19 protein-coding genes and 8 pseudogenes are annotated in these 21,042 nt (G+C 70.7%); 7 read left to right on the top strand and 20 right to left on the bottom strand.

All coding sequences use genetic code 11. The annotated features are described in order from the left end of the window. Positions 1-164: 164 nt before the first annotated feature. From ACFY3N_RS31705 to ACFY3N_RS31655, 11 genes and pseudogenes are all read right to left on the bottom strand, one after another. A complete protein-coding gene (locus ACFY3N_RS31705; protein WP_390820225.1) occupies positions 165-593 on the bottom strand; it encodes an SgcJ/EcaC family oxidoreductase in 429 nt (142 codons plus the stop codon). Positions 594-718: 125 nt separating this feature from the next. After that, a complete protein-coding gene (locus tag ACFY3N_RS31700; RefSeq protein ID WP_390820224.1) occupies positions 719-1,717 on the bottom strand; it encodes a methyltransferase in 999 nt (332 codons plus the stop codon). A gap of 148 nt (positions 1,718-1,865) precedes the next feature. Beyond that, on the bottom strand, positions 1,866-2,909 hold the full coding sequence (locus ACFY3N_RS31695; RefSeq protein ID WP_390820223.1) for a carboxymuconolactone decarboxylase family protein: 1,044 nt from the start codon (positions 2,907-2,909) through the stop codon (positions 1,866-1,868). Next, positions 2,906-3,460, bottom strand: a complete 555-nt coding sequence (locus ACFY3N_RS31690) for a hypothetical protein (protein ID WP_390820222.1) — start codon at positions 3,458-3,460, stop codon at positions 2,906-2,908. Before ACFY3N_RS31690 ends, ACFY3N_RS31695 begins: the two co-directional genes overlap by 4 nt. Before the next feature lie 198 nt (positions 3,461-3,658). Next, entirely contained in the window at positions 3,659-5,233 is a 1,575-nt protein-coding gene (cmdF, locus tag ACFY3N_RS31685; RefSeq protein WP_390820221.1) for a tyrosine 2,3-aminomutase, read from the bottom strand. 292 nt (positions 5,234-5,525) lie between these two features. Further along, entirely contained in the window at positions 5,526-6,437 is a 912-nt protein-coding gene (locus tag ACFY3N_RS31680; RefSeq protein ID WP_390820220.1) for an NAD-dependent epimerase/dehydratase family protein, read from the bottom strand. A gap of 98 nt (positions 6,438-6,535) precedes the next feature. Next, positions 6,536-6,934: a hypothetical protein gene (locus ACFY3N_RS31675; RefSeq protein WP_390820219.1), complete on the bottom strand. Its 399-nt coding sequence runs from the start codon at positions 6,932-6,934 to the stop codon at positions 6,536-6,538. Beyond that, positions 6,934-7,209, bottom strand: a complete 276-nt coding sequence (locus ACFY3N_RS31670; protein WP_390820218.1) for a hypothetical protein — start codon at positions 7,207-7,209, stop codon at positions 6,934-6,936. Before ACFY3N_RS31670 ends, ACFY3N_RS31675 begins: the two co-directional genes overlap by 1 nt. 90 nt (positions 7,210-7,299) lie before the next feature. Beyond that, positions 7,300-8,416, bottom strand: a pseudogene (locus ACFY3N_RS31665) (IS3 family transposase). Between the two features lie 248 nt (positions 8,417-8,664). Beyond that, the gene (locus ACFY3N_RS31660; protein ID WP_390820217.1) at positions 8,665-9,426 is read right to left on the bottom strand and encodes a hypothetical protein; all 762 of its coding nucleotides are present in this window, start codon (positions 9,424-9,426) and stop codon (positions 8,665-8,667) included. A gap of 551 nt (positions 9,427-9,977) precedes the next feature. Further along, complete coding sequence (locus ACFY3N_RS31655; protein ID WP_390820216.1) at positions 9,978-11,153, bottom strand: integrase; 1,176 nt, start codon at positions 11,151-11,153, stop codon at positions 9,978-9,980. A gap of 220 nt (positions 11,154-11,373) precedes the next feature. Here ACFY3N_RS31655 and ACFY3N_RS31650 point away from each other — a divergent pair, with 220 nt between their 5' ends. Both ACFY3N_RS31650 and ACFY3N_RS31645 read left to right on the top strand, forming a co-directional pair. Beyond that, entirely contained in the window at positions 11,374-11,793 is a 420-nt protein-coding gene (locus ACFY3N_RS31650) for a hypothetical protein (RefSeq protein ID WP_390820215.1), read from the top strand. Positions 11,794-11,949: 156 nt separating this feature from the next. Then, positions 11,950-12,632, top strand: a pseudogene (locus tag ACFY3N_RS31645) (IS5 family transposase). A gap of 12 nt (positions 12,633-12,644) precedes the next feature. Here the strand turns inward: ACFY3N_RS31645 and ACFY3N_RS31640 are convergent. Next, the gene (locus ACFY3N_RS31640; protein ID WP_390820214.1) at positions 12,645-13,532 is read right to left on the bottom strand and encodes a prohibitin family protein; all 888 of its coding nucleotides are present in this window, start codon (positions 13,530-13,532) and stop codon (positions 12,645-12,647) included. 621 nt (positions 13,533-14,153) lie between these two features. Then, positions 14,154-14,603: pseudogene (locus ACFY3N_RS31635) on the bottom strand (transposase family protein); the annotation flags it as partial. A gap of 60 nt (positions 14,604-14,663) precedes the next feature. On the opposite strand from ACFY3N_RS31635, the pseudogene ACFY3N_RS31630 reads away from it, so the two are divergent. From ACFY3N_RS31630 to ACFY3N_RS31615, 4 genes and pseudogenes are all read left to right on the top strand, one after another. Beyond that, positions 14,664-14,868: pseudogene (locus ACFY3N_RS31630) on the top strand (transposase family protein); the annotation flags it as partial. 435 nt (positions 14,869-15,303) lie between these two features. After that, positions 15,304-15,392: pseudogene (locus tag ACFY3N_RS31625) on the top strand (IS5/IS1182 family transposase); the annotation flags it as partial. A 177-nt stretch (positions 15,393-15,569) separates the two neighbouring features. Then, the gene (locus ACFY3N_RS31620) at positions 15,570-15,974 is read left to right on the top strand and encodes a hypothetical protein (protein ID WP_390820213.1); all 405 of its coding nucleotides are present in this window, start codon (positions 15,570-15,572) and stop codon (positions 15,972-15,974) included. Then, positions 15,907-16,359 (top strand): annotated as a pseudogene (locus ACFY3N_RS31615) (formylglycine-generating enzyme family protein); the annotation flags it as partial. The gene ACFY3N_RS31620 and the pseudogene ACFY3N_RS31615, both read left to right, overlap by 68 nt. A gap of 206 nt (positions 16,360-16,565) precedes the next feature. Here ACFY3N_RS31615 and ACFY3N_RS31610 read toward each other — a convergent pair. From ACFY3N_RS31610 to ACFY3N_RS31590, 5 genes and pseudogenes are all read right to left on the bottom strand, one after another. Continuing rightward, positions 16,566-17,013: pseudogene (locus tag ACFY3N_RS31610) on the bottom strand (serine hydrolase domain-containing protein); the annotation flags it as partial. A 9-nt stretch (positions 17,014-17,022) separates the two neighbouring features. Continuing rightward, positions 17,023-17,223: pseudogene (locus ACFY3N_RS31605) on the bottom strand (IS5/IS1182 family transposase); the annotation flags it as partial. Positions 17,224-17,483: 260 nt separating this feature from the next. After that, positions 17,484-17,867, bottom strand: coding sequence for a peptidase inhibitor family I36 protein (locus ACFY3N_RS31600; protein ID WP_390820212.1), 384 nt, complete (start codon positions 17,865-17,867; stop codon positions 17,484-17,486). Positions 17,868-18,059: 192 nt separating this feature from the next. Then, positions 18,060-18,889, bottom strand: a protein-coding gene (locus ACFY3N_RS31595; RefSeq protein ID WP_390820211.1) for an IS5 family transposase whose coding sequence is annotated in 2 segments (ribosomal slippage) — positions 18,060-18,533 and positions 18,536-18,889 — 828 coding nt in all. Because the reading frame shifts where the segments join, the coding sequence is not laid out codon by codon here. A 91-nt stretch (positions 18,890-18,980) separates the two neighbouring features. Beyond that, positions 18,981-19,202: a hypothetical protein gene (locus ACFY3N_RS31590; RefSeq protein WP_390820210.1), complete on the bottom strand. Its 222-nt coding sequence runs from the start codon at positions 19,200-19,202 to the stop codon at positions 18,981-18,983. 390 nt (positions 19,203-19,592) lie between these two features. On the opposite strand from ACFY3N_RS31590, the gene ACFY3N_RS31585 reads away from it, so the two are divergent. After that, entirely contained in the window at positions 19,593-19,763 is a 171-nt protein-coding gene (locus ACFY3N_RS31585; protein WP_390820209.1) for a hypothetical protein, read from the top strand. Between the two features lie 96 nt (positions 19,764-19,859). Here ACFY3N_RS31585 and ACFY3N_RS31580 read toward each other — a convergent pair whose 3' ends face one another. Together ACFY3N_RS31580 and ACFY3N_RS31575 are read right to left on the bottom strand one after the other, a co-directional pair. Next, positions 19,860-20,402 (bottom strand): GNAT family N-acetyltransferase, encoded by a 543-nt coding sequence (locus ACFY3N_RS31580; RefSeq protein ID WP_390820208.1) that lies wholly within the window; start codon positions 20,400-20,402, stop codon positions 19,860-19,862. Beyond that, complete coding sequence (locus ACFY3N_RS31575) at positions 20,387-21,022, bottom strand: hypothetical protein (RefSeq protein ID WP_390820207.1); 636 nt, start codon at positions 21,020-21,022, stop codon at positions 20,387-20,389. Before ACFY3N_RS31575 ends, ACFY3N_RS31580 begins: the two co-directional genes overlap by 16 nt. Positions 21,023-21,042: the final 20 nt, after the last annotated feature.

Here is a 21,042-nt window from a genome sequence, read left to right as displayed (position 1 = left end):
CACGCCGAGAGGCCCTTGCGGGCCGGACGGGAGGGTCCGGCCCGCAAGGGCCTCTTGACGCGGGCGGGCAGGGACACGCGGGGGACCGGAAACGCCCCCGCCCGCCACCGGTCGCCGCCGGCCGTGGGCAGCGACCGGGCTTCGGTGCCCCGGTGCGGGGGGCTTCAGGAGGACGGCAGGCGGACGGGGCTGTTGTGGTAGGCCTCGATGAGCCACGCACCGTCCCGCTTGCCGAGGACCCAGGTGGCCCGGATCTCCTTGTCGGGGGTGACCGAGTCCTCCCCGGGAGCCATGACCCCTCCCTGGGTGATCAGGATCGCCGCGTCGGGACCGAGGAACCTGACGTCGATGGGCACTCCGAAAACCGACGTTCCCTTGTACGGCCCGGCATAGCACTCGGCCATGAACTCCCGGATTCCGTCGGCTCCCTTCCGGAAGACGTCGCCGGGAAGCACCATGGTCGCGTCCTGGGCGAAAAGGCCCGCGAAGGCGGAGGCGTCATTGGACGCCCACGCCTTCATCATGCGCTGGGGGACGTCGGCCACAGCCGCGACGTCCCGGTCGGTCATGACTGCCGAAGGGCCAGAACTCATTTCCACTCCCATTCCGTGAATTCTCCTGCGAGGTTCCCCTGGCATCCTGCCCCCGGAATCCGGAATCGGAAATATCGCGGATTGCGGTCTCCGCCGGCAGGTGTTCTCCGGTTCTCGGACGGCGTTCAGGCAGCGGACATCTCGACTATCGAGACGTAACCGATCGGGTGGACCGCGCGTACGGAAAGGCCGGCCCGTGAGGCGAGTTCGCCCAGTTCGGCGAGGCCGCGTTCCCTGCCGCCGAAATAGGTGAGCATGCGCAGGTCCATACCGGTGCCGGCGTGCTCGTCGGAGGCGACCGCCTCGATGACGAGCACGACGCCACCGCTGCCCGCCGCCTCCGCGCACCGCCTCAGGATCGCCACGGCGGACCGGTCGTCCCAGTCGTGGAGCACGGCCGACAGCACGTAGCCGCCGGCGCCGGCCGGCAACGGGTCGAAGAAGCTGCCCACCACCGCCCGCGCCCGCTCGGACACCCCGGTGTCCAGGAACCTGCGGTGTGCGGCCGATGCCGGCCCCCGCAGGTCGAGGACGGTTCCCGACAGGTCCTCGTGGGCTGCCAGCAGCGCGCTGAGCAAGCCGCCGCTGCCGCCGCCCACGTCGACGACATGCCCGAGGGCGGCCCAGTCGTACGCGGCTGCGATGCCGCTGTAGTCGAGCTCCAGGTGATGGCTCATCAGCGTGTCGAAGGACGCCGAGAGACCGGGGTCGGAGGCAAGGTCCTCCCAGAAGGACTTTCCGTAGCGCACCGGGTACGCGGGCCGCCCCGTGCGGATGCTGTGGGCCAACTCGACGAAACCGAGGTCGCCCCGCCCCACGGCACTGTTCATGTCCAGCCACTTGCGTTTCCCCGCGGCGTGGTCGTCGCGCAGTTGCTCCCCTGACTCCGTCAGGCCGTAGACACCCTGACCGTCCCTGGTGAACAGACCGACGGCGACCAGGTGGCGCAGCAGTCTGTCCAGGGAATCCGCGTGTGCCCCGGCCGCGGCGGCGATCTCCTCGGCGGTGCGGTGTCCGGCCGTTATGTGATCGGCGACCCGCAGCGTGGCCGCCACGCGAACCGCCATCGGAGTCGCCAGATCGGCCAGCGCCCTCAATCCGACGTGTGCTGCCCTGGTTCCCATACCCGCTCCCTCCTCCGTCCGGCGAGCACAAGCCCGACACGGTTGTGCTCCTTGTCCGTGATTGCTGAGAACACCCGGGGCGAAATCCGCCTGCTCGATGGCGACGCGCCGCGGGGCCGGAACCCTCCGAGGGGCACCCGGCGCGCCTTCACCGGTCGGGGGCCGTCCGGTGAAGGCGCGGGAAACCGGCCCCGACGTGGACGGCGGTGGTCAGCGCCGACCAGGAGGTGGCCTCGATCAGCTCCCTGTCGGAGGAGCGCCTCTCACGGAAGGAACGCACATCGGCCTCCACGACCTGGTACGGGGCGAAGGCCGTCAGGAGGGCCAGCCGGGCGATCGGCGCTTCCGCCGGGGAGAACTCCCTCGTCGCTTCGTCGAGCCAGGCACGACTGGGTCCCACGGGTCCCCCGTCCCACTCGGAGAGACGCCCCCGGAGCCCCTCGCGTACCCGCGGAGGGACCCAGCGCGCCGCCCGGTTCACGGCCGCCGTCGCGCGGGCCAGGGACTCCGACACCGCTGGACTCGCTTCGGCCCACGCCAGTTCGGGGGGCAGGCCGGCCGGGGGCAGGAGACCGAGCGACGTGCCGGGCTCCAGACGGCCACGGGCGGCGGGAACCATGCCCCTGGCGACGGCACGCATGATCACCCCCCGCATACGTCCGGGCACGTGCCCGGGCAGGGGCGAGTCCCCCAGGAACACGCTGACCATACGGTTCAGATAGTGGAACGTGACCGCCACACCGAAGAGCTCCGCGGCTCGTGCCGGGGTCAGCCCGTCGGGGGCGGGGAGTCGGGGACGCCCGGGCCTCCCGACGGCCTGCACCCATTCGGCGGTTCCCGTGACCGCGTCCTTCGCCGCGGGCAGGCGCAGGGTGTCGAGCTTCGCCTGGTGGACGTCGACGCAGTAGGGACACCCGTTGGCCCGGGAAACGGCGGTGGCCACGGCTTCCTTCACGGCGCGGTCCGCACTCCGGCCCGCGAGCAGCGTCTCGCGCAGCAGCAGCCAGCCGGCGGCAAGGGGCACGGCAGCCGCGGAGTGCAGGGCGAGCGGCGGGGCCAGCACGCCGAAATCCCGCTCGCACTGCGCGTAGACGGCGGCGACCAGGCCGTCAGCCGTACGCGGGTCCACGACATCGACGTGCCGCACCTGCCGTGACGAGTCCCTCAGCAACCGTCGGACAACGGTTCTCAACGTTCCTCCTCCGTGCCGTGCACGACGGCCGGGCCGCCCGGCACCGTCGTCGGGGGCGTGGCGCTCACGTACCGGCCGTGACGGCCCTCCTCGGCCTGCGTCCGGTCCGTGAGGAGTCCTCTCCTCACGGACCGGACCGCTCGGCGACGGCGGCGCAGGGCCGACGGGGACTCGCTTCTCGCCGTGGCCGCACGGCCGGTCTCCGGGGGGCCGGACGCCAGGGTCGTGGACGCCTTCGCAGCACGGCCCTCGGGCCCGGCCGCGCCCCGGTCACCGGTGGCGCCGGCCGGGGCGGCCGGTGACCGTCCTCCCGTTCCCGGCTCGTCCTCCGGGTCCTCCGGGCCGGCGAAACCGAAGCCGGGGACGCCTCGGTCCATGAAGAGACGCATCAGCGCGGCTGCGGCCAGGCGCGCGGAGTCGGCCGTGTACGCCGGGGCCGCGGCGGTCGGTACGGTCGTCGGTCCATCGGCACGGCACCCCGTGGACGCTCTGCGGCGCCCGCCGACCGGAACGTTCCTCGTTGCGGAATCCGACAGGGGGATGTCGCTCATGCTCTGTCTCCCTCGCCGTGACGGCAGCCAGGCGTCCGCACGGGCGAGGGCCGCGGTCACGCGTACCTGTGCCGCCCGGACGGATGCGTGCCCGGGCCGGGAGGCCCCTGGCTGTGGAGGATCATTCTCAGCCGGTCACGCAGGCCCGTGCCTCTTCCCACGTGCGCAGCTTCGCCGCTCCGCCCCTGCTTCGGACCGTCAGCGCAGAACGATCCCTTCCTGCCGGGCGAGCAGGTGGAGGAACTCTCCCCGGGAGAGGGCGGTGGCGATCAGTTCGATGTCCTGCGCCATCGAACGGTCGACGCCGAGGGGCGGGACCAGGGAACGCACCATGTCGTATGTCGCCATGTTCGCCCGGCTCAGATCGTCGGATCTCCGGGAGAGGTCGATGGCCTGTGCGGCGGCGAGGAGGTCGATGGCGATGATCCGGTCGTTGTTCTGCAGCACGCGCCGCGCGTTGCGGGCCGCCAGGAGCCCCGTGCCGGCCGTCCCCCGGTCGTCGCCGAAGGCGGTCACGGCCTGCGTGCCGGCCGTCCGGTTCTCCGCCATGAGGGCCCGCGCGGTGTGGCCGATGCCCGCGAACCCGTGGTGCAGTGCCGGATCCGAGGTCACGAGGTAGCGCGGAACGTCGGGGTCCGGGTGCCGGGTGAGCATGCGGTCGATCTGCCGTTCGACCAGCGCGCCGACGTGGCTGAGCGCGATGGTGACGAACTCCATGGCGAGCGCCACGGCCTGGCCCTGCGCGTTCCCGCCGTACAGGACCTTCCCGTCCGGGAAGAAGAGAGGGTCGTCGTTCGCGGAGTTGAGTTCTGTCTCCAGCTCCTCCTTGGCGTGCCGAAGGGTGTCCCGGACCGCGCCGAACAGCACCTGCGGCACCGCACGCGCCGTGCAGGCCCCGTACGCCTGCGGCCCCGGGAACCCGGTCACGGCGTCCCCGTGCTCCGCTTCCCCGCTCCTCCGGCCCTCCGCCAGCAGATCACGCAAGTTGGCGACGGAGTCGTTCCGCCCCCGGCGAGGACGGGCCGCGTCGTGTCCTTCGGCCGGGAACGGGGTGCCGGGCCCCTGCACCGCGTCGTTGAAGAGGGCGGAGGCGATCTCCGCCTGGCGCACCTGGTCGAGGGCCCGTGCCACTACGAGCGCTCCCAGGCCGACCGTGCCGGACGTACCGTTGATCAGCGCAGTGCCCTCTTTGACGCCGAGCCGGAGCGGGGTGACTCCGATCCCGCCCAGGACCCTGCGGGTCTCCTGGCGCCTGCCGTCGTGCAGAACGTGTCCTTCCCCGATCAGGGTGCTCGCCACGTGGGCGAGAGGAACGAGATCGCCCGGACCCGGTGATCCGATCTCGGGGACGGCCGGGGTTATCCCCTCGTTCAGATAGAGCACCATGCGGTCGAGAAGGTCCGGCCGCACGGCCGAGTACCCCTTGGCCAGGGAGTTCAGCCGCGCCGTCAGCATGGCCCGTGCCTCGTCCTCGGCGTACAGGGGCCCGACGCCGACGCTGTGGCTGCGCACCAGGTTCGTCTGCCGTTCGGACTCCCCGGACACATCGACGCCTGCCGGGCCCTCGTCGTCGTGACCGCCGACGACACCCGGCACGGGCACTCCGCGAAGGATCAGGTCCTCCAGCGAGGCACGGCTCCTGAGCACCTTCTCCACCGTGCCGGCGCGGACCTCCACCGGGGTGCCCGACTCCGCGACGCGACGCAGGGCGTCGACGGTGAGGCTCTCGCCGTCGACGACGACCGGACCGGCGGCGGTCTCAGCTGTGGTCACTTCTCACACTCCCTGCGAGGCGCTCACGGGTCCCGGGCAGAAGGAGGCAGCAGCCCGGGCGGCCGTCACGAACCGGGCGGCACCGGTTCCGCCGCTGTCCGGCGGGCGCACGCCCGGCCTTCCTGTCCAACGAGCGCCTCCGGAAGCATGCGGCGTACAACGAAAAGGTGTACAGGCCGAGTTGCGCAAGCCGTCGGGCGCGTCGCAGCACGTGGCGACTTCGCCAAGTCCGGTGGACGGTGCGGCGTCCGGAGCGGACGGGCCCGGGTGGCGTCCGGCGGGACCGGCACGGTCACGCCGGACGGTCGCCTCCCGACCGGTCGCCTCCCGACCAGAGCGCGGCCAGCGACCGGTCGAGCGAGTACGTGGGCCGCCAGCCGAGGACCTCGGCGGCGGCGGAGATGTCGGAGCACTGCCAGGAGACCCGCTCCGACCGGGTAGAACCGGCGCCCTGTTCCTCGACGCGCCCGCGGAAACCGGCGATGTCCGCGAGCCGGTGCACCAGGTCGCGCACCGGGACGGCCTCCCCGCCGCCGACGTTGAGCACGGGCGGCAGCGGGCCGGGCGCGGTCACCGCCCGCACCACCGCCCGCGCCACGTCGCGCACGTCGACGAAGTCCCGGTACGCCGACAGGTCGCCCAGCCGCAGCACCGCGTCGGGGCCGGTACCCGTCTCCCGCAGCAGGGCGGCGACCCGGCCGGGCAGCCCCGAGGCCGGCGCGCCGGTCCCCACCGGGTTGCCGACCCGCAGGACCACCGCGTCCAGCCCCGAGGCGGACACCGTCACCGTGCCTGCCAGTTTCGTGGCACCGTAGACGGTCACCGGGCGGGCGGCCGCCGACTCCGGCACGGGGACCCGGTCCGTGCCGGGACCGTACTCGGCGGCCGACCCCAGGTGGACCAGGCGGGCGGCGGGACGGGCCCGGGCCAGCGCCTCGCAGAGCACGGCCGGGCCGCGGGCGTTGACCTCCGCGAGCGTCACCGGGTCGCCGCCGGTCGCTCCGGCGCAGTTGACGACGGCGTCGGGCGCCGCCGAGGCCAGTTCCTCGGCCAGCCGGCCCACGGAGTCGGACGCCAGGTCGACGGGCACGTCGGCGGCGGCCGACCGGCCGCCGCCGAGGACCCGCGCGCCGGACAGCGCGGCGAGCCGCCCGGCGACATGGGTGCCCAGATAACCGGTGTGGCCCAGGACGAGAATGCGCATGCGGCGGTCGGGCTCCCTCGAGCGACAGGGCCTCGCGGCCGGTGCACTCCGCGCCGGCCCGGGGCGATCCGGCAGGACGCCCGGGCCCGGCTCGGCGCCTACTGGTCGGGGTGGACGGCCTGGACGCCGGTCCCCGCATACGCCTTGGGGGTCAGGGTGAGGAGGAAGCGCCCGGCGGGAAAGGCGCTGGAGGGCCGGGCGGCGTGGATGGCGTGGACGGCGGCCCAGGAGTGCCCGAAGCGCAGCAGCTCGGTGGCGGTGACCGCGGCGTCGGTGTCGAAGGCCTCGATGCGGATGAACCGCAGTCCCTTGACGTAGCCGAGGAGTCCGGGCCGCTCGGCGTCGCCGGCCGTCAGCGACAGCACCGGCGCGTACAGCGTCCCCAGCCCTCCGGAGGCCTGGACGTAGAAGGCCGAGACCGCCTCGTTGAACGGATCCTTCGGGTCGTACAGCGCTGCGGCGGTCGTGTGGTCCAGGACGACCGCGATCGCCCCCACTACGCGGCTGCCTGCGGGGCGTGCTGCGTCCCGCCCAGGCGCTCCAGCAGCGCCCGCGCCTTCGCCTCGGCCTCGGCGCTCGGCGCGCTGCCGAGGGCGGAGGCGAGCTCGGCACGGGCCAGTTCGGCACGCTCGGCGTACTCGGCCTGGGTCGGGGTGCCCTGCGCGAGGTCCTCGACCAGGGCGCGGATGGTCGTACCGTGCTCGGCCGCCAGCCGGGCCAGCCGGTCACGTGCCGCCACGCTCACCTTGATGCTCGTCTCGTCTGCTGCCATGCCTGCACTGTACCGCGTTCCTCTACTCCGAGTAGAGACACGAGGGTGATCGCGCTGGTGAGGCTGCTCCCGAGGAGTGGACACCGGGTTTCATGCGACGAGTGACAGCGTACGTGTGGTGATCAGTTGCTGTTCGAACTCGGCTGGTGTCCGGTAGCCGAGCGCGGAGTGGCGACGGCGCCGGTTGCAGTAGGAAAGCCAGCGGAACAGCTCGAGCCGACCCGGCCCATGCTGCGGCGGATGCCGTGCCGGCGGCAGACGTCGGCGAAGGCGGCCGCGCTGTGCTGGGCGCCCCTGTCGGTGTGGAAGACGACGCCGTTCACCCGGCCGCCGCGGGCGGCCACGGCCATCTCGATCGCGTCGGTGACCAGCGAGGTGCGCATGTGATCGGCGATCGACCAGCCCACCACCCGCCGCGAGCAGATGTCGATCACCGTGGCGAGGTAGAGCCACGTCGTGCCGACAGGTATGCAGGTGATGTCGCCGCACCACCTGGTGTTCAGCCTGTCGGCGGTGAAGTCGCGCATCACCAGGTCCGGCACGGGCAGCGTGGTCCTGTCGGTGATCGTCGTCCGCTTCTTCTTCCGCAGGTGCCGGCCGACGATGCGGTTGTTCCGCATCAGCCGGGTGACGCGCTTGCGGTTGATCCTCCGTCCCCTCGCCCGCAGCTCGGCGTGGACGCGCGGAGCGCCGTAGGCGCCATGGTGCTCGGCGTGGATGGAGCGGATCTCGGCCACGGTCCGCTTCTCCTCGGCCTGGCGCCCGGCGCGGGCCTGTTCGGTGGCCAGGTGGCGGTAGCAGCCGGCGCGGGACGCCCCGAGCACACGGCAGATCCGCTTGACGCCGAAGTCGGCTCGGTTGTCGGAGATGAAGTCCCAGCGGCAGGGTGTCACCTCACCTCCCGGGCGAAACAGGCCGCTGCCCGGCGCAGGATCTCGCGCTCCAGGTGCCACTCCTTCTCGGCCTTGAGCAACCGGGCGTTCTCCGCACGCAACCGGGCCAGCTCCTCAGCCTCGCTCACGTCGGCGCCGCGGCACTCGCGCACCGCCTGGGACTCGTTCTCCTTGCGTACCCACGTCCGCAGCGACTCGGCGGTGATGCCGAGATCCGCTGCCACCGCGGCGTAGGCGCGCTTGCCGCCCGCAGCCTGATAGAGCGCGACGGCGTCCTTCCGGAACTCCTCCGGATACGGAGACTTGCGTCCCACCTGGACATCCCTCCCTGGACCACCAAGATCCACTGTCAGGGCGTCCACTCCAAGGGATCAGCCTCACCCGGCCTCATGGGCCGCACGGCGCACCGGTGCATGTTGCGCCGAGGCCCGTACAGGGCCGCTCGGGGTCGGCCAGGACGCAAGGGCGTCGGGTCCGCCGCGATCGTGGCGGACCCGGCGCCTGGACCGTCGCAGCCGTTACCGCCGGCGCGGCGCCCACCGGCCCGCCGGCACCGCGGACATCACTTCACCACGACGTGGTCCCCGGACGACGTCGACGGTCCGGTGGTGGTGTTTCCGTTGTACAGCCAGCGCCACGTACCCGTCTTGGAGGCCTTCACGGTCGTCTTGAGGTTGCCCGAGCCGTTCGCGTACACCTTCTTCACCGTGGTGTAGGAGGTGGTGCCGGCGGGCTTGAACTGCAGGCTCACCTGGCGGCCTCCGTAGGAGCCGTACTTCCTGGTCTCCCAGTTGGCCCGGGTGACCTTTCCGGTCACGGTGATGGTCTTGCCCTTGGCCACGGGTTCGGGCGAGGCGTTGACGGTGAGGCGGGAGTTGCGCTTGACGTGGACCGTCAGACCCTTGTCGTCGACGTCCCCGCCGCCGCCCTTGAAGTACACCTCGGCCCCGACCTTCCAGGCACCGGCCTCGCTGTTGTGCATGTCCCACACGCTCGGGTCGAAGTACATCGTCTCGTTGAAGTCGCAGACGCCCGAGCTCACCTTGACGCAGTCGCTCGTCTCGATGGCGTGCCACAGCCGGTCGGCCCCCTTGCGGTACAGGAACACCGCCGGCCACTTCCACTTGTGCGTGGTCGTCATCCGGAAGGAGGCGGGCACCGCGACCTCCCCCGACGCCCCGATCACAATCGGCTTGCCGCCGTTCACCTGGACACGGCTGAACGAGACCCCGCCCTCGGCCGCCCCGGCCGGCACCGCGGCCACGGCCGTGAACGCCGCCGCCGCACCACCGGCCACGACGACTCTCCAGATCTGCTTCCCCACCTGATCCCCTGTCTCCGTACGGAAGGCACCGGAGGCTCATCCCTCCAGCGCCTTACAGACAGCCGGCATCCACACGGGGTTGTACACCCGCACATCACAATGGGGCATCAGACAATCCCCGCCCCCCTCCCGCGAGACCGAGAGGTCGGTGTGGTTCCTCAGCACGAGGGCCCGCTGTGCTCTTCCAGGCAGGAAAGCGGGATGCCCTGCGCACGAGGCCTCTTCGGGCGTAGGGGCCTTCACGTGGTCATCCGGCTCGGGCTGCGAGCAGTTGGGCTCGTGTGTAGCTCGCCGTGTCGGGGCGTCGCGCAGGAGTTCGAACAGGGCACGCGGGGCCGCGGGGCTGTCGGGACGTACCGCAGGGGCGGAGATGTCATCGAGGAGGACATCGACGAGGCGGGCGAGAGCGGGGCAGCCATTGGGTGCTGTCACGTTGGCTGTCCGGGTGGGATGATCTTCGGGTTGGTCATGGTGGAGGGGGACCGCCCGTGGACAGTGCGCCCATGAGCCCTCCGTGGCCGATCGTCTCGTGACGATTGAGGTGACGGCTGTCAGGTGCCGTTCTGTGCACGGGCCCTGGCCCGGACGGCGTGCAGGGGGTTGTTCGTCTTGCCCCGGGCGGGCTCGATGTAGTGCTTGCGGACCGTCGGGGAGCCGGGCTTCCACCGGCCCTGCGCGGTCGGGTCCCCGCCGGCCTCGCTGATCTCCTGTGCCGGGCCCCGGCGCAGGCCGTGCGCGGTCACCGTACGGCCGCCGGGAGCCTGGACCCCGGCGAGCCGGGCGCGGGTCTTGACGATGTTCCCGATCGCGTCGGGGCCGAGGAAGTCACCGCGCGGCCCGGAGCGTGGGCGGATGGTGCCGCCGCGGGTGACGTGCCGGAACAGCGGGCCGGACGTGATGCCGTGGCGGCGCAGTTCCTCCAGCCACGCGCGGACCCGGAGGACGGGGCAGAGGGCCGGGTCGTCCGGGTCGGCGGGTACGAACGTGTCCTCGCCATGGGCGGCTTGGTCGGTCTTGGAGAACGCCACGCGCACGGTCACGCCGTCGTCCTCCACGCCCAGGTGCTCGATCAGGAGGTTCGCGAGCTCGCTGCGGCGGGACAGCATTCCCCAGCCGAGGGTGAGCAGCGCGGCGTCCCGCAGGGCCTTCGGCCGCTCGCGGTCGTCGGCCGCGGTGCAGGTGGCCACCATGGCGGACAGGGCCGCGGTACGGATCGGCGGCGCCTTCCTCGGGGTGCGGCGCCGGGCCCAGTCCCGGGCGTGCCTGCGGAGGATCTGCCGGGCCTCCTTGGTGCCGGGCTGCTGGCCGTCGGGGTGGGCGGAGCGGATCGCCGACATGTGGACCTGGACGGACGAGGGCGCCAGGTCCCGCTGCACCAGGTGCCCGACGTACTCCACGAACGTCGCCGTGGTGCACGGCGTCGGCACCCGGCCGTTCTCCGCGCACCAGGTCCTGAACTGCCCGAGGGCGGAGCCGTACGTGCGGGAGGTGTTGGCGGGCGGTGCCCCGTCGATCAGGTCGGCCGTCTCCTGCGAGATCCGGAAGTCGGCTTCGGTGTAAGCCGGTTGGCCGGCCGTCGTCGGGATCGGGGCGTTCGGCCGGAGCAGAGTGTGCCGGTCGACGAGCGGCCGAGGTGTCGGCAGCTCCGCGAGGGCGGGGAGCGCCCGGCTCTCGTCCTCGTCGACCAGCTCGGCGTCGACCACTTCCACGTCGCTGGAGTCGGCCACGTGCCCCTCCGTCAGGATAGCCCCGTATAAGGGAAATTATACGGGGCTACTTGAGGTAACCGTTCCGGGCTTCCCTGGACGCCTGACGGCGCTCCGGATACGCGGCGGCCCCGCGGCGCGCAGTGGGCCGGGGTCTCCTCGGCGTCACCGAAGGCGCGGTCACCCGTGCGGGACTGCTACCGTCCTCGTCGAATCCACGTCTATTGGTACGGGAGAGATCTTGCGCATCACCGTCACGGTCGACGATCCCACCGACGACTTCCGGGACCGGCTCCTCGCACTCCTCGAGGAGCACGCCGCCCACGTCGACGTCGACGCGACGTGGACCGTCGAACGCGCCCTGCAGTACTACCGAACCCTGCCCGCACGGGCACGCCGCATCGTCCAACTGGCCGCCCTGCACGAGGGTTTCGTCGACGACGACGAACTCCGCACCGACGGCGGCAGCCTCCGCGGCCACAGCGGCGCCCTCAAGCGCGTCCTGGAGCGCGGGGTCCGCGAGGGCTGGTGGCCGGCCGGGATCCAGCCGCCGATCCAGGCGCAGGGCCCCGGCTTCGGAAAGGTCAGGGGTTACTCCATGCCCGGCGAACTCGTGGATGTGTTCCTCGACGCCATCGACCGGCACACCCGGCAGAAGTGAGGACGCACGCCCGCGAACATGGCACGAAGAGGGCATCTGATCCATGTAGTTGGCGTTCTGGGATGTTTGTGTGACTGACGGCGTTGACGGTCGTTGCACGGTGCGTGAGCGCTCGTCGTCCAGTACCGCAGTGACGTCTCCGATGCCCGCTGGGCTCTGATCGAGCCGGTCTCTTCACGGCCTGGCGGGCGAGACGAACCGGGCCTGGCACGGCGGCCCGGGTGCACGACCTGCGGGAGATCGTCAACGCCATCCTCTATGTCAACCGCACCGGCATCCCGTGGGAGTACCTGCCCCACGACTTCCCGCCGTACAAGACCGTCTACGACTACTACGCCAAGTGGGAAGCCGACGGCACCACCCAGCAGGTCCACGACCTGTTACGCGACAAGACCCGTCGATCCCACGGCCGCAGCGCTCAGCCGACCGCGGCCGTGATCGACGCGCAGAGCGTGAAGACCTCGGCAAACGTGGCCGAGGCCAGCCAGGGCATCGACGCTGGCAAGAAGATCAAAGGACGCAAGCGGCACGTCATCACCGACACTCTCGGTCTGGTCCTGGCCGTCCTCGTCACCGCCGCGAACGTGCACGACACCATCGGGGGCAAGCTCTTGCTCGACGACCTGGTTAAGGCCCTGGGCTCGGACACCGGGATATCCAAGAGCGAGGTCTCCCGGATCTGCGCGGACCTGGACGAACAGCTGGACGCCTTATGGACGCCCTCTACACCGACGCCCCGACCGTCCTACCAGCCGCGTCAGACGACTGATCGCCCACACCACAAGAAGGGGCATGACCGCGGCCCGCTCCTCAACGAGGAGCAGACGCAGACCGGCTGACGACGCCTGGCGTCACCTCTTGCCGCTGTCCACGATCACCGGTGTGCCGTTGGCGTCCGTGCCGCAGGGGACCGCGTAGACCGGGTTGGCTTTGGCGGCCTCCTTGTAGGCCTCCAGACACTGGTTGTACAGCACCTTGTCGCTGAGCGAGCGTTCGATGATCTTGTTGGCGGCGGCGATGCCCTCCGCCTCGATCCGCTTGCGTTCCGCCTCCGCCTTCGCCGTACGTGCCGCCTCCGTGGCCCGCTCAGTGGCCTGCTCCTGCTGGATCTTCTTGTCGATCTGGTCCTGCAGCTTGTCCGACGGCCGCACATTGCGCAGGTTGACGGTGGTGACGTCGATCCCGCGTGGCGCCAGACGCTCCTTGACGAGGCCGGCGATCTCGGAGCCGATCTGCTCGCGCGCGGAGGCGTACCCCTCTTCGCTGGTGTGCCGGGCGAAGACGTTGCGGATGATCTCGCGGCTGTCGGGCAGCACCAGTCGCTGCTCGACGGCCTCCTCGCTGCCCGCCAGCCGGTACAGCTCGATCGCCTTCGCCGGCACCACGGCCCACTTGATGGTGACGTCGGCGTACAGCACACCGCCCTGCGAGGAGCGGACCTCGACGACGTCCTTGCCGTTGAGATCGAGATCGACCGGGCGGGTCGAGAAGGACGTGACGTCGGTGAACGGCGGCTTGAAGTGCACGCCGGACGTCAGCGGCGTACCGATCTTCCCGAAGGTCACCGGGACGCCGACTTCGTAAGCACTCACGACATGCACACAGGCGAACGTCGCCGCCAGCAGCCCCGCCACGCCGCTGAGCGCCGCCCCGAGCTTCCAGCCCGGCACGTCCCGATGCCGGCCGACGAGAAAGAGGACGACGGCCGCTATGAGCAGCATGGTGGACAGCACGAACACAGGTGATTCCCCTCCGGAAACGTTTCCGCGCCCTCTGGGACGCGACCCCGGCGCGCATCGTAGCGACCGGAGGTGACGCCCGTGCCTCACCGAGGTTCACCCGTGATACGGGCAAGCGAACTCGTGGAAAGTGCCGGGCGTCCGCAGCGTCGCCCTCAGCGGATGAACGTTCCCAGTTTGTTGGCGTCCAGGGAATCTTTGATGCCCCCTGGGCCAGGCCACCGAGGACCTCTCGCGGTCGGGTCCATGGGGCTGCCGTATCCGGCCGCACACCGCGGCGCCTGCGCTCCGGTTCTGTTGCTGCAGGTCTGCCAACGTCACAGCTGTCGGTCGTTCCGGGGCGGCCGCGTGCCGCCGCCATCGAACGGGTTCCAGCTGCGGAGCTTGTTCAAGACGGTGGCGAGTTCCCCGCTGGAGAGGGACGGTGTCCACGGGCGCACCGGGCGGGTGAAGCGTCGGCCGGTGCCGGGCGCGGTCACGGTCGGCCGTCCGGGATGGTGAGGGTGCACCAGGTGCTGGTTCCGGCGTCGCTGGTTCCCCAGGTGCCGCCATGGGCGGCGGCGAGGCGGTCGACGAGGAACAGGCCGCGGCCGCGTTCGGCGTCTTCGTCGGCGTGGCAGACGACCGGCCGGCCGACGGCGACGACGAGCCGGGTGTCGGCGTCGATGACGACCTGGTGGTTGGTGGAGTACCGGTAGTTCTTCGACTGCTCGGCGATGGTGTGGTCGCGGGTGGGGACCAGGGTGCCGTCCACGATGAGCACGGTGTCCTTGTGGAACCGCTTGCGCTGCCGGAGCGCGAGCGCGGGCCGAAGGTGGCCGATGATGCGGCCGGCCGCCGACTTGGACACCCCGAACAGCGGGGCCGGCTGGCGCAGGGTGAGGTTGGTGCGCCAGTACGCGGCGACCAGCAGGACCCGGTCCTCCAGCGGCAGGCTCCAGGGCCGGCCCTTGCGTACCGGATCCGCACCCTCACGCCGGAGCGCGGTGATCAGCTTGCCGAACTGGCGCGGGCTCAGCCCGGTGAACGGGGTTATCCAGACGGCTTCGACGCCGTGATCACACCAGACACGGCAAGATCATCTCTCTGTGACCAGCAGTTACGGGACACCCCTTAACCCCGTTCACCGGGTTGTGTCCGAGGCAGTTCGGCAAGCTGTCCACCCACGCTGCGGTGGGAAGGTGCAGGTTCGGTCCGCAAGGGTCGGCCCTGAAGCCTGCCGCTGGAGGACCGGGGCCTGCTGGTCGCCGGATACTGGCGGGCCAACCTCCGCTGCGGCAGTTGGCGCCGCTGTACGGAGTGTCGAAGTCGTCTGCCGACCGCATCGTCGACCGCAACGCCCCGGCGATGGCGCCGCAGCAGCGAACCGGTGGTGACGACCAGCGCGGTGGCGGCCAGGTTCGTGGGCAGCTCGGTGATCAGTGCCACAAGGGCGTGTTGCTGCCGTCGCAGTTGGAGCAATCGCCGGATGCCGCGGTCAAGATCAGCCCGAAGACGATGAGAGCCAGGACGATCCAAGCTACATGGGCAACCGAATCGCCAATGCCCAGTGGGGTTTTTGGAGCGCTGTTCTGCGGAACCTGATTGTGGCTCTCGGGCTCGCCACTGGGTCCGTCATGTCCCCCTGCCGCCATCGTGTCATCCCCCCCCGTCGCGGTGTGTCCTCTCATGGCACGACGTCAGATCTCGTCCGTCAAGGCCTGCGGCGGGTTGCTATCGAGAAGAGCCGCTCCGGCTTGACTGATCGTCGCGGACGAGGCGGGAGCGGACGCTGCGCTCCGGCCGGCTCAAGGGCGACGGCGTCCACCACGCGCCGTGCTCGGCATCGTCCGCCTCCACAACCTTCTCCAGGCCGCATAGCCCGACCCACCGGCGATCAGCCCACCTTGTCCCGGCCATCTCAACGGTCAATTATGGGACAGCCCTTAGAGAACACCGTCGGAGATAGGCGGGGGAAGGAACTTTTGGCGAACTCAGGCGTCGTCAAAACCTCCGGCGGCTCCCGTATTTGCCGGCCTTGCCGCCATCCTGAAGAACATGGCGGAATTGAACGGACGACCCGTTACCCCCGATGCCCTGCTGACTCTGGCGCTGACCAATTACGGCCATTTCACCTCGATGCGCGTCGACAACCAGCGCGTACGCGGCCTTGGCCTGCACATGGAGCGTCTGGTGAAGGACTGCCGTGTCGTGACGGGTGCGGAGCTGGACCCGGAGAGAGTCCTCGGCTACGTCCGCCAGGCCACCAGCGACCTGACCGGCTCGTTCGTCGTACGAGTCACCGTCTTCGATCCGGCCGTGACGATGGGGCGCCCCCGCCACGAACGCGGACTACGCGCGGTTCGTTCGCGCCACCGGTTACAGGGTCCCGCAGCACTGGCCGGAGGGGCGGTGCCCGGACAGCATCTTCGACCACCCCGTGGTCTGGGTGACCTGGCATGATGCGGCCGCCTACGCCGCGTGGGCCGGTAAGGCGCTGCCGGCGGGCAAACAGTGGGAGAAGGCGGCTCGCGGCTCCAAGGGCCGCTCGTACCCGTGGGGCGACGCGCCGACGGCCGCCAAGTGCAATGTCCTCGACTCCGGCATGGGCCGCACCACCCCCGTCACCCGCTACCGGTCCGGGGTGAGCCCGTACGGCGTGTTCGACATGTGCGGGAACACCTGGGAGTGGTGCGCCACCGAGTCGGAGCCAGGCCGTCACGAGTTGAAGGGCAGCGCGTTCACGAGCCCTTTCACGCGGGCTGCCCCTTCCCTGACGAACGACGCCAACGACACGATGCGCGACAACGACACCGGGTTCCGCTGCGTCAGCACCGCGGTCGAGTGAACCGGCTCGGGCCTCCTTCTCTGCGTGGCCGCCGACAGAGCGGCACCTGCGACAGCGGGTCCTCCTACGGGCTGAGGTGGGCCGGTATCCGAAGGTGTCCGCCGTGTTCCCGTCCGGCCACCAGCGACCGCATCGGTTGCGTTCCCGCAGGGGGCACCCCGGCGATCGAGCCGGTGCTGGGGCCGGCCCGCAGACCGTGCGCCCGCAGCCGGGAAGGCGGGCTCATGGCGCACGGCCAGGGCGACCAGCTCTTCGGGTGGGTAGGCGCGCCACCGGTTGGCGAAGTAGGTCCGTGCACCGGGGTCGGGGAAGACGTCGTGGATGCAGTCGGGCAGGCCGCTGGTGTGCTGCAGCAGGTCGCGGACGGTGATGGTCCGTCCGTCGTTTCCGGCTCCTGACACGACCCCGGGCAGCAGTCGCTCCACCGTCTGGTCGAGGGAGAGCCGCTTCTCGCCCACCAGGTGCGGTACGACGGTGGCGACGAACGTCTTGGTGGTACTGCCCAGACGCAGGTAGCCGTCCTTCGGAACCGGGCGGCGGGTGACCAGGTCCCCCACTCCGGAGCGTGCGGTGACCGTGTCGTGCGGGGTCTCCAGGCGGACCGCCACTCCGGTGACGCCCTGCATCCCGCAGCGCGTCGGCGTCGCGCTGTAACTGATCGTTTCAAAACGAGGTTCGGAGTCGTCCCGAGCAGATGATGCCGCAAGCGGGTTGGAGGAGACCGGGGCGGAGGTCGGCGCGTATCTCGTAGCGGGTGCGCAGCCGTCCGGACTGGTGGAGCCAGGCGAAGTCCTGCTCGGCGACCCAGCGGGTCCTGCCCGGCCCTGAGCCGTGCGAAGCGTCACGGCGGGCGATCCGGGGGCGGGGCGGGAGCAGCGGGGTGATGCGCTCCCCCAGGTCATCAGGCGCAAGATCGTCCGGCACCTGCAGAACCGTGCCGCTACGCGGCCGGGACACCAGGACCCACCACAGACCTGATGAAGCGATCAGTCCCGGTCCCGCGCGAGGTCATCCGGCGGCCACCGCCGAATGCGCCCACGGTGTCTCACGGGACGCCACCTGGCCGAATCCCGCCGTCCTCCCGCGAAGCGCGGGCGGACGGCGGGTTCGGTCAACCGGCCGGTTCAGCCTCCGCATTGATTGATCGAGAAGCCGGACACCGCGTTGTCGTAGAGGAAGAGAAGTTCCTGTGTCGCGCCCGCCGGGATGGGGTAGGAGCGGCCGTTGTAGTCGGCATCGGTCCAGATGCAGAGTTCATCGCCGCTGCGGTTCCACACCGAGCTGGCCCGGTCGTTCCACACCCAGCCGATGTTGGGGGTCTGCACCGGAAAGAGCTGCAGGTTGTCCCCGGTGAGGTTGTGGCCGTCGTAGAAGCAGATCATCCCTTCCGAACAGTTGCCCGGGAACGGGTCCTTGGGGTCAACAGCCGATGCGGTTCCCGGAGCCGCCAGTACGGCGGTGGAGGCGAGGACTGCTCCCAATACCGCGGTCTTGACCGTCAGCTTCATGCCTACCTCTTTCCCGTTGCTGCCCGTGGAAGCGCGGCCACGGTCGCCGCGTCCAGCCGTCATTCCTCGAAGGAATCCGGTCGTAAGACCGTCCCCGCGCGCATGCGGTTCACAGAGATGACATAGGTCACAGTCTCCGGAAGAGGTGGGCCATGGCGTTCTCGCGGCCTGCCGATCGTTTCGGCAGGGGATTCAAAGTCGTCGCAAGCAGATGATGCCGCAGGCGAGTCGGAGCAGTCCGAGGTGGAAGTCGGCCCGTATCTCGTAGCGGGTCCGCAGGCGTTTGAACTGATGGAGCCAGGCGAAGGTCCGCTCGACGACCCACCTGGTCTCGCCCAGGCCGGATCCGTGGGCGGTGCCCTTGCGTGCGATCTTCGGCGTGATGCCACGAGCGCGCAGGAGACGACGGTACTTGTCGTAGTCGCAGCCGCGGTCGGCGAACAGCCGCCGTGGTCGGTGACGTGGCCTGCCCACCAAGCCCCGGATGCGGGGGATCGCGTCCAGCAGGGGCATGAGCTGGGTGACGTCGGGACGGTTTCCGCCGGTCGGCGACACCGCAAGAGGTGTTCCGTGCCGGTCGGTGATCACATGGTGCTTGCTGCTGAGGCGGCCGCGGTCGACCGGCGAGGGTCCGGTGTGAGCCCCCCTTTCAGGGCCCGGACGTGCGAGCCGTCGACCGCGGCGTCCTCCATGTCCAGCAGACCCGTCCTGCGGAGTTCTGCGAGGAGGATCTCGTGCAGGCGGGGCCAGACGCCGGCCCCGGTCCGGTCCCGCAGGCGCCGCCAGCACGTCACCCCACTGCGGCCGATCGTCTCGGTCGGCACATCCGCCCAGGTCACACCGGTGCGCAAGACATAAATGATCCCGCGCAGGGCGGCCCGGTCATCCGCCGGCAGCCGACCTGGATACCGCCGACGCCGCGGCGGACGAGGAGGGAGCAGCGGGACGACACGGCCGGCGCCGGCATGACGACCGATGATCGTGAACGACGAGAGATCATGGTCCGAGTCCAGGAACCGCATGGGACACCGTCCATCCGGCCGGCACCCCTTCTCGAACGGGTGCCGGCCGGATGGACGCTCGGGGCGCCCTCCCGGACGGAAGCCGCAGCCCTCACACAGCCGTGTCCGGGGCGTCGCCCGCCCTCTCGGGCGCACGGTGCAGCATGCGCCGACCGGACTGCCGTACCCCCTCGGGCGCCCGCTGCTCACCCGCGGATGTCTCCCCGGCTTTCTGCGGACCGAACAGCCGCTCCACGGGCAGCAGCCTCTCCCCCGTCGCCTCCGCGGCCGACTTGCTCGCGGTCGGTCCCATGCCCAGCGCTCTACGTGTCACGGGACGATCTTGCCTCTCCCCCTGCGGCGGCGGACCGGCGACCCGCCCTTTACGTGCGGGGCCGGGTGCGCCACGCCGGAACGGCAGCGGCCCGGAGCCGCAGGAGGACACTCCCGTATGCCCCCGTGCGGCCCCGCACGGGGGCATTTGGGGTGCTCGCTCCCCCTGTCCGACACCGGATACGACCGGCCCGTCGGCACCGTCGACGTCCTGGAGAGGGCCCCGCTGAACGCCGTTCGGCTCCGCGACCGGTTCGAGGAGCAGCGGACAGTGCCACGAAACCGCAGGCCGGGTCCACGTTGCGAAGGGGGTGGCCCGGGCGGATGCCGGTGCGGCATCCGCCCGGGCCATGACCAGCACCACCCGGATACCTACCCGCGCGCGGCGGTGATGTTGGAGGAGTACGTCGTCCTCCGCCCACTGCCCACTCGCAACGAGCTGTACGGCTTCGGCGTGGCCATGGCATACCTCGGGATGCACGGGGAGCGGGTGAACACCGAGTTCAAGGCCTGGCGAGACCTCATCGCCGACATCACCGCCCTGCGACTGCCGACGATCTGACCCTCCGCAGACGCTCGGCCGGACTTTCCCAGTCGGGCGTTTTGCGTGTGGGCGGTCCGTTGAGCCCTCTGCAACGACGGTGAGGGAACGGTCGGGTCAGCGTGAGAGCGGCAGTTCGGCCAGCATGACGGCGTACACCGGGGAGTCCGGGAAAGGCCGACGCTCCCCGACCTTCCTGAAGCCCCAGGACTCGTACAGCGCCTGGACCCGGGGGTGCGTGACGTCGACCAGAAGGACGGCGAGGTCCTCCGGCCGGTCTTCCAGGAGCGCCCTGGACAGCGCGTGCGCCACACCTTGCTTTCGCCCCTTCGTACGAACGGCCAGCTCTGAGAAGGAGAACGTCCGGTCCTTCTCCGGGGCGGGCTCAAGATGCTCGCGCCACCACTCACGGTTCGGGGTCGCGGGGGCCCCGTAGGCGAAGGCCACCGGTTCCTCCCCGTCAAAGGCGATCACGCAGGTGAACTCGGGGTGACCTCCCCAGTGGTCCACGAACCAGGGGAAACGCTGGTTGAACTCGTCATCCATCGCATCGGCGTAGGCGTCGGCGTGCACGTCGATCAGGGTCTGGCGGATCTGTGGGAGCTCCGCGTGCACGAAGCGGCGAACGACCGGACCGGCGGCGCTCAAGCGCGGCTCCATTCGGCTCGGTAGCGGTCTCCCCACTCTCGTGCGACTGCCGCGTCCGGCGCAAGAGTGATCAAGTCCCGGTGGTAGTCGCCGAGGAGGGACCGCATCCTTCCAGGCAGCGGCGAGCCCTTCATCAGCTCGAAGACACCGGAGGCCGTAGCACACGCCTGGTCGATGTCCCGCTGGTGAAGCTGGGCCAGGGCGAGCCGTGTGGTGGCCAGGGCCCTGTTCCTGCGGAACTGCTCGGGGATCGACCCCAGAGCCTTGTGGGAGGCTGCCTCGGCCCTGGCGGGGTCCCCGATCCGGTCCCGGACGATGGCCGTCATGGCCGTCAGCTCAGCCGGCCCGTAGAAGGCCGTCCAGCTCGGCCTGGGCTGGTCCTGCTCCACCTTGTCCAGGGCCTCCTGGGCGTGCCCCAGGGAGCGGATGGCGGCCTGGCGGTCCCCGAGGTTCGAGTGGCCGATGGCCGTACGGGCATGGGCGAGGGAGGCGAAGAACGGATCCCGCTTGGTAATCGAGGTCGCCTGCGCGGCCTGGGCGGAGTCGACGGCCTCCGTGTGCTCCCCGCGCTGATGGGCCAGCATGGCGTACGAGTTCCAGACCCTCGGCTCCGCCACGGAGTCCTGGGCCATCCCGGCCAGGTACAGGGCCT

The sequence above is a fragment of the Streptomyces sp. NPDC000348 genome, assembly GCF_042898795.1.
GTDB lineage: Bacteria > Actinomycetota > Actinomycetes > Streptomycetales > Streptomycetaceae > Streptomyces.
The sequence above is the reverse complement of the archived record's forward strand: the minus strand, read 5'-3'. Positions and strand labels throughout refer to the sequence as shown.

Coding starts and splice junctions, on each gene's coding strand:
- ACFY3N_RS31575 (WP_390820207.1), bottom strand. CDS start 21,022: ATGGCCCAGGACTCCGTGGCGGAGCCGAGGGTCTGGAACTCGTACGCC.
- ACFY3N_RS31705 (WP_390820225.1), bottom strand. CDS start 593: ATGAGTTCTGGCCCTTCGGCAGTCATGACCGACCGGGACGTCGCGGCT.
- ACFY3N_RS31580 (WP_390820208.1), bottom strand. CDS start 20,402: ATGGAGCCGCGCTTGAGCGCCGCCGGTCCGGTCGTTCGCCGCTTCGTG.
- ACFY3N_RS31585 (WP_390820209.1), top strand. CDS start 19,593: ATGTTGGAGGAGTACGTCGTCCTCCGCCCACTGCCCACTCGCAACGAG.
- ACFY3N_RS31700 (WP_390820224.1), bottom strand. CDS start 1,717: ATGGGAACCAGGGCAGCACACGTCGGATTGAGGGCGCTGGCCGATCTG.
- ACFY3N_RS31680 (WP_390820220.1), bottom strand. CDS start 6,437: ATGCGCATTCTCGTCCTGGGCCACACCGGTTATCTGGGCACCCATGTC.
- ACFY3N_RS31620 (WP_390820213.1), top strand. CDS start 15,570: ATGGCGGAATTGAACGGACGACCCGTTACCCCCGATGCCCTGCTGACT.
- ACFY3N_RS31600 (WP_390820212.1), bottom strand. CDS start 17,867: ATGAAGCTGACGGTCAAGACCGCGGTATTGGGAGCAGTCCTCGCCTCC.
- ACFY3N_RS31670 (WP_390820218.1), bottom strand. CDS start 7,209: ATGGCAGCAGACGAGACGAGCATCAAGGTGAGCGTGGCGGCACGTGAC.
- ACFY3N_RS31690 (WP_390820222.1), bottom strand. CDS start 3,460: ATGAGCGACATCCCCCTGTCGGATTCCGCAACGAGGAACGTTCCGGTC.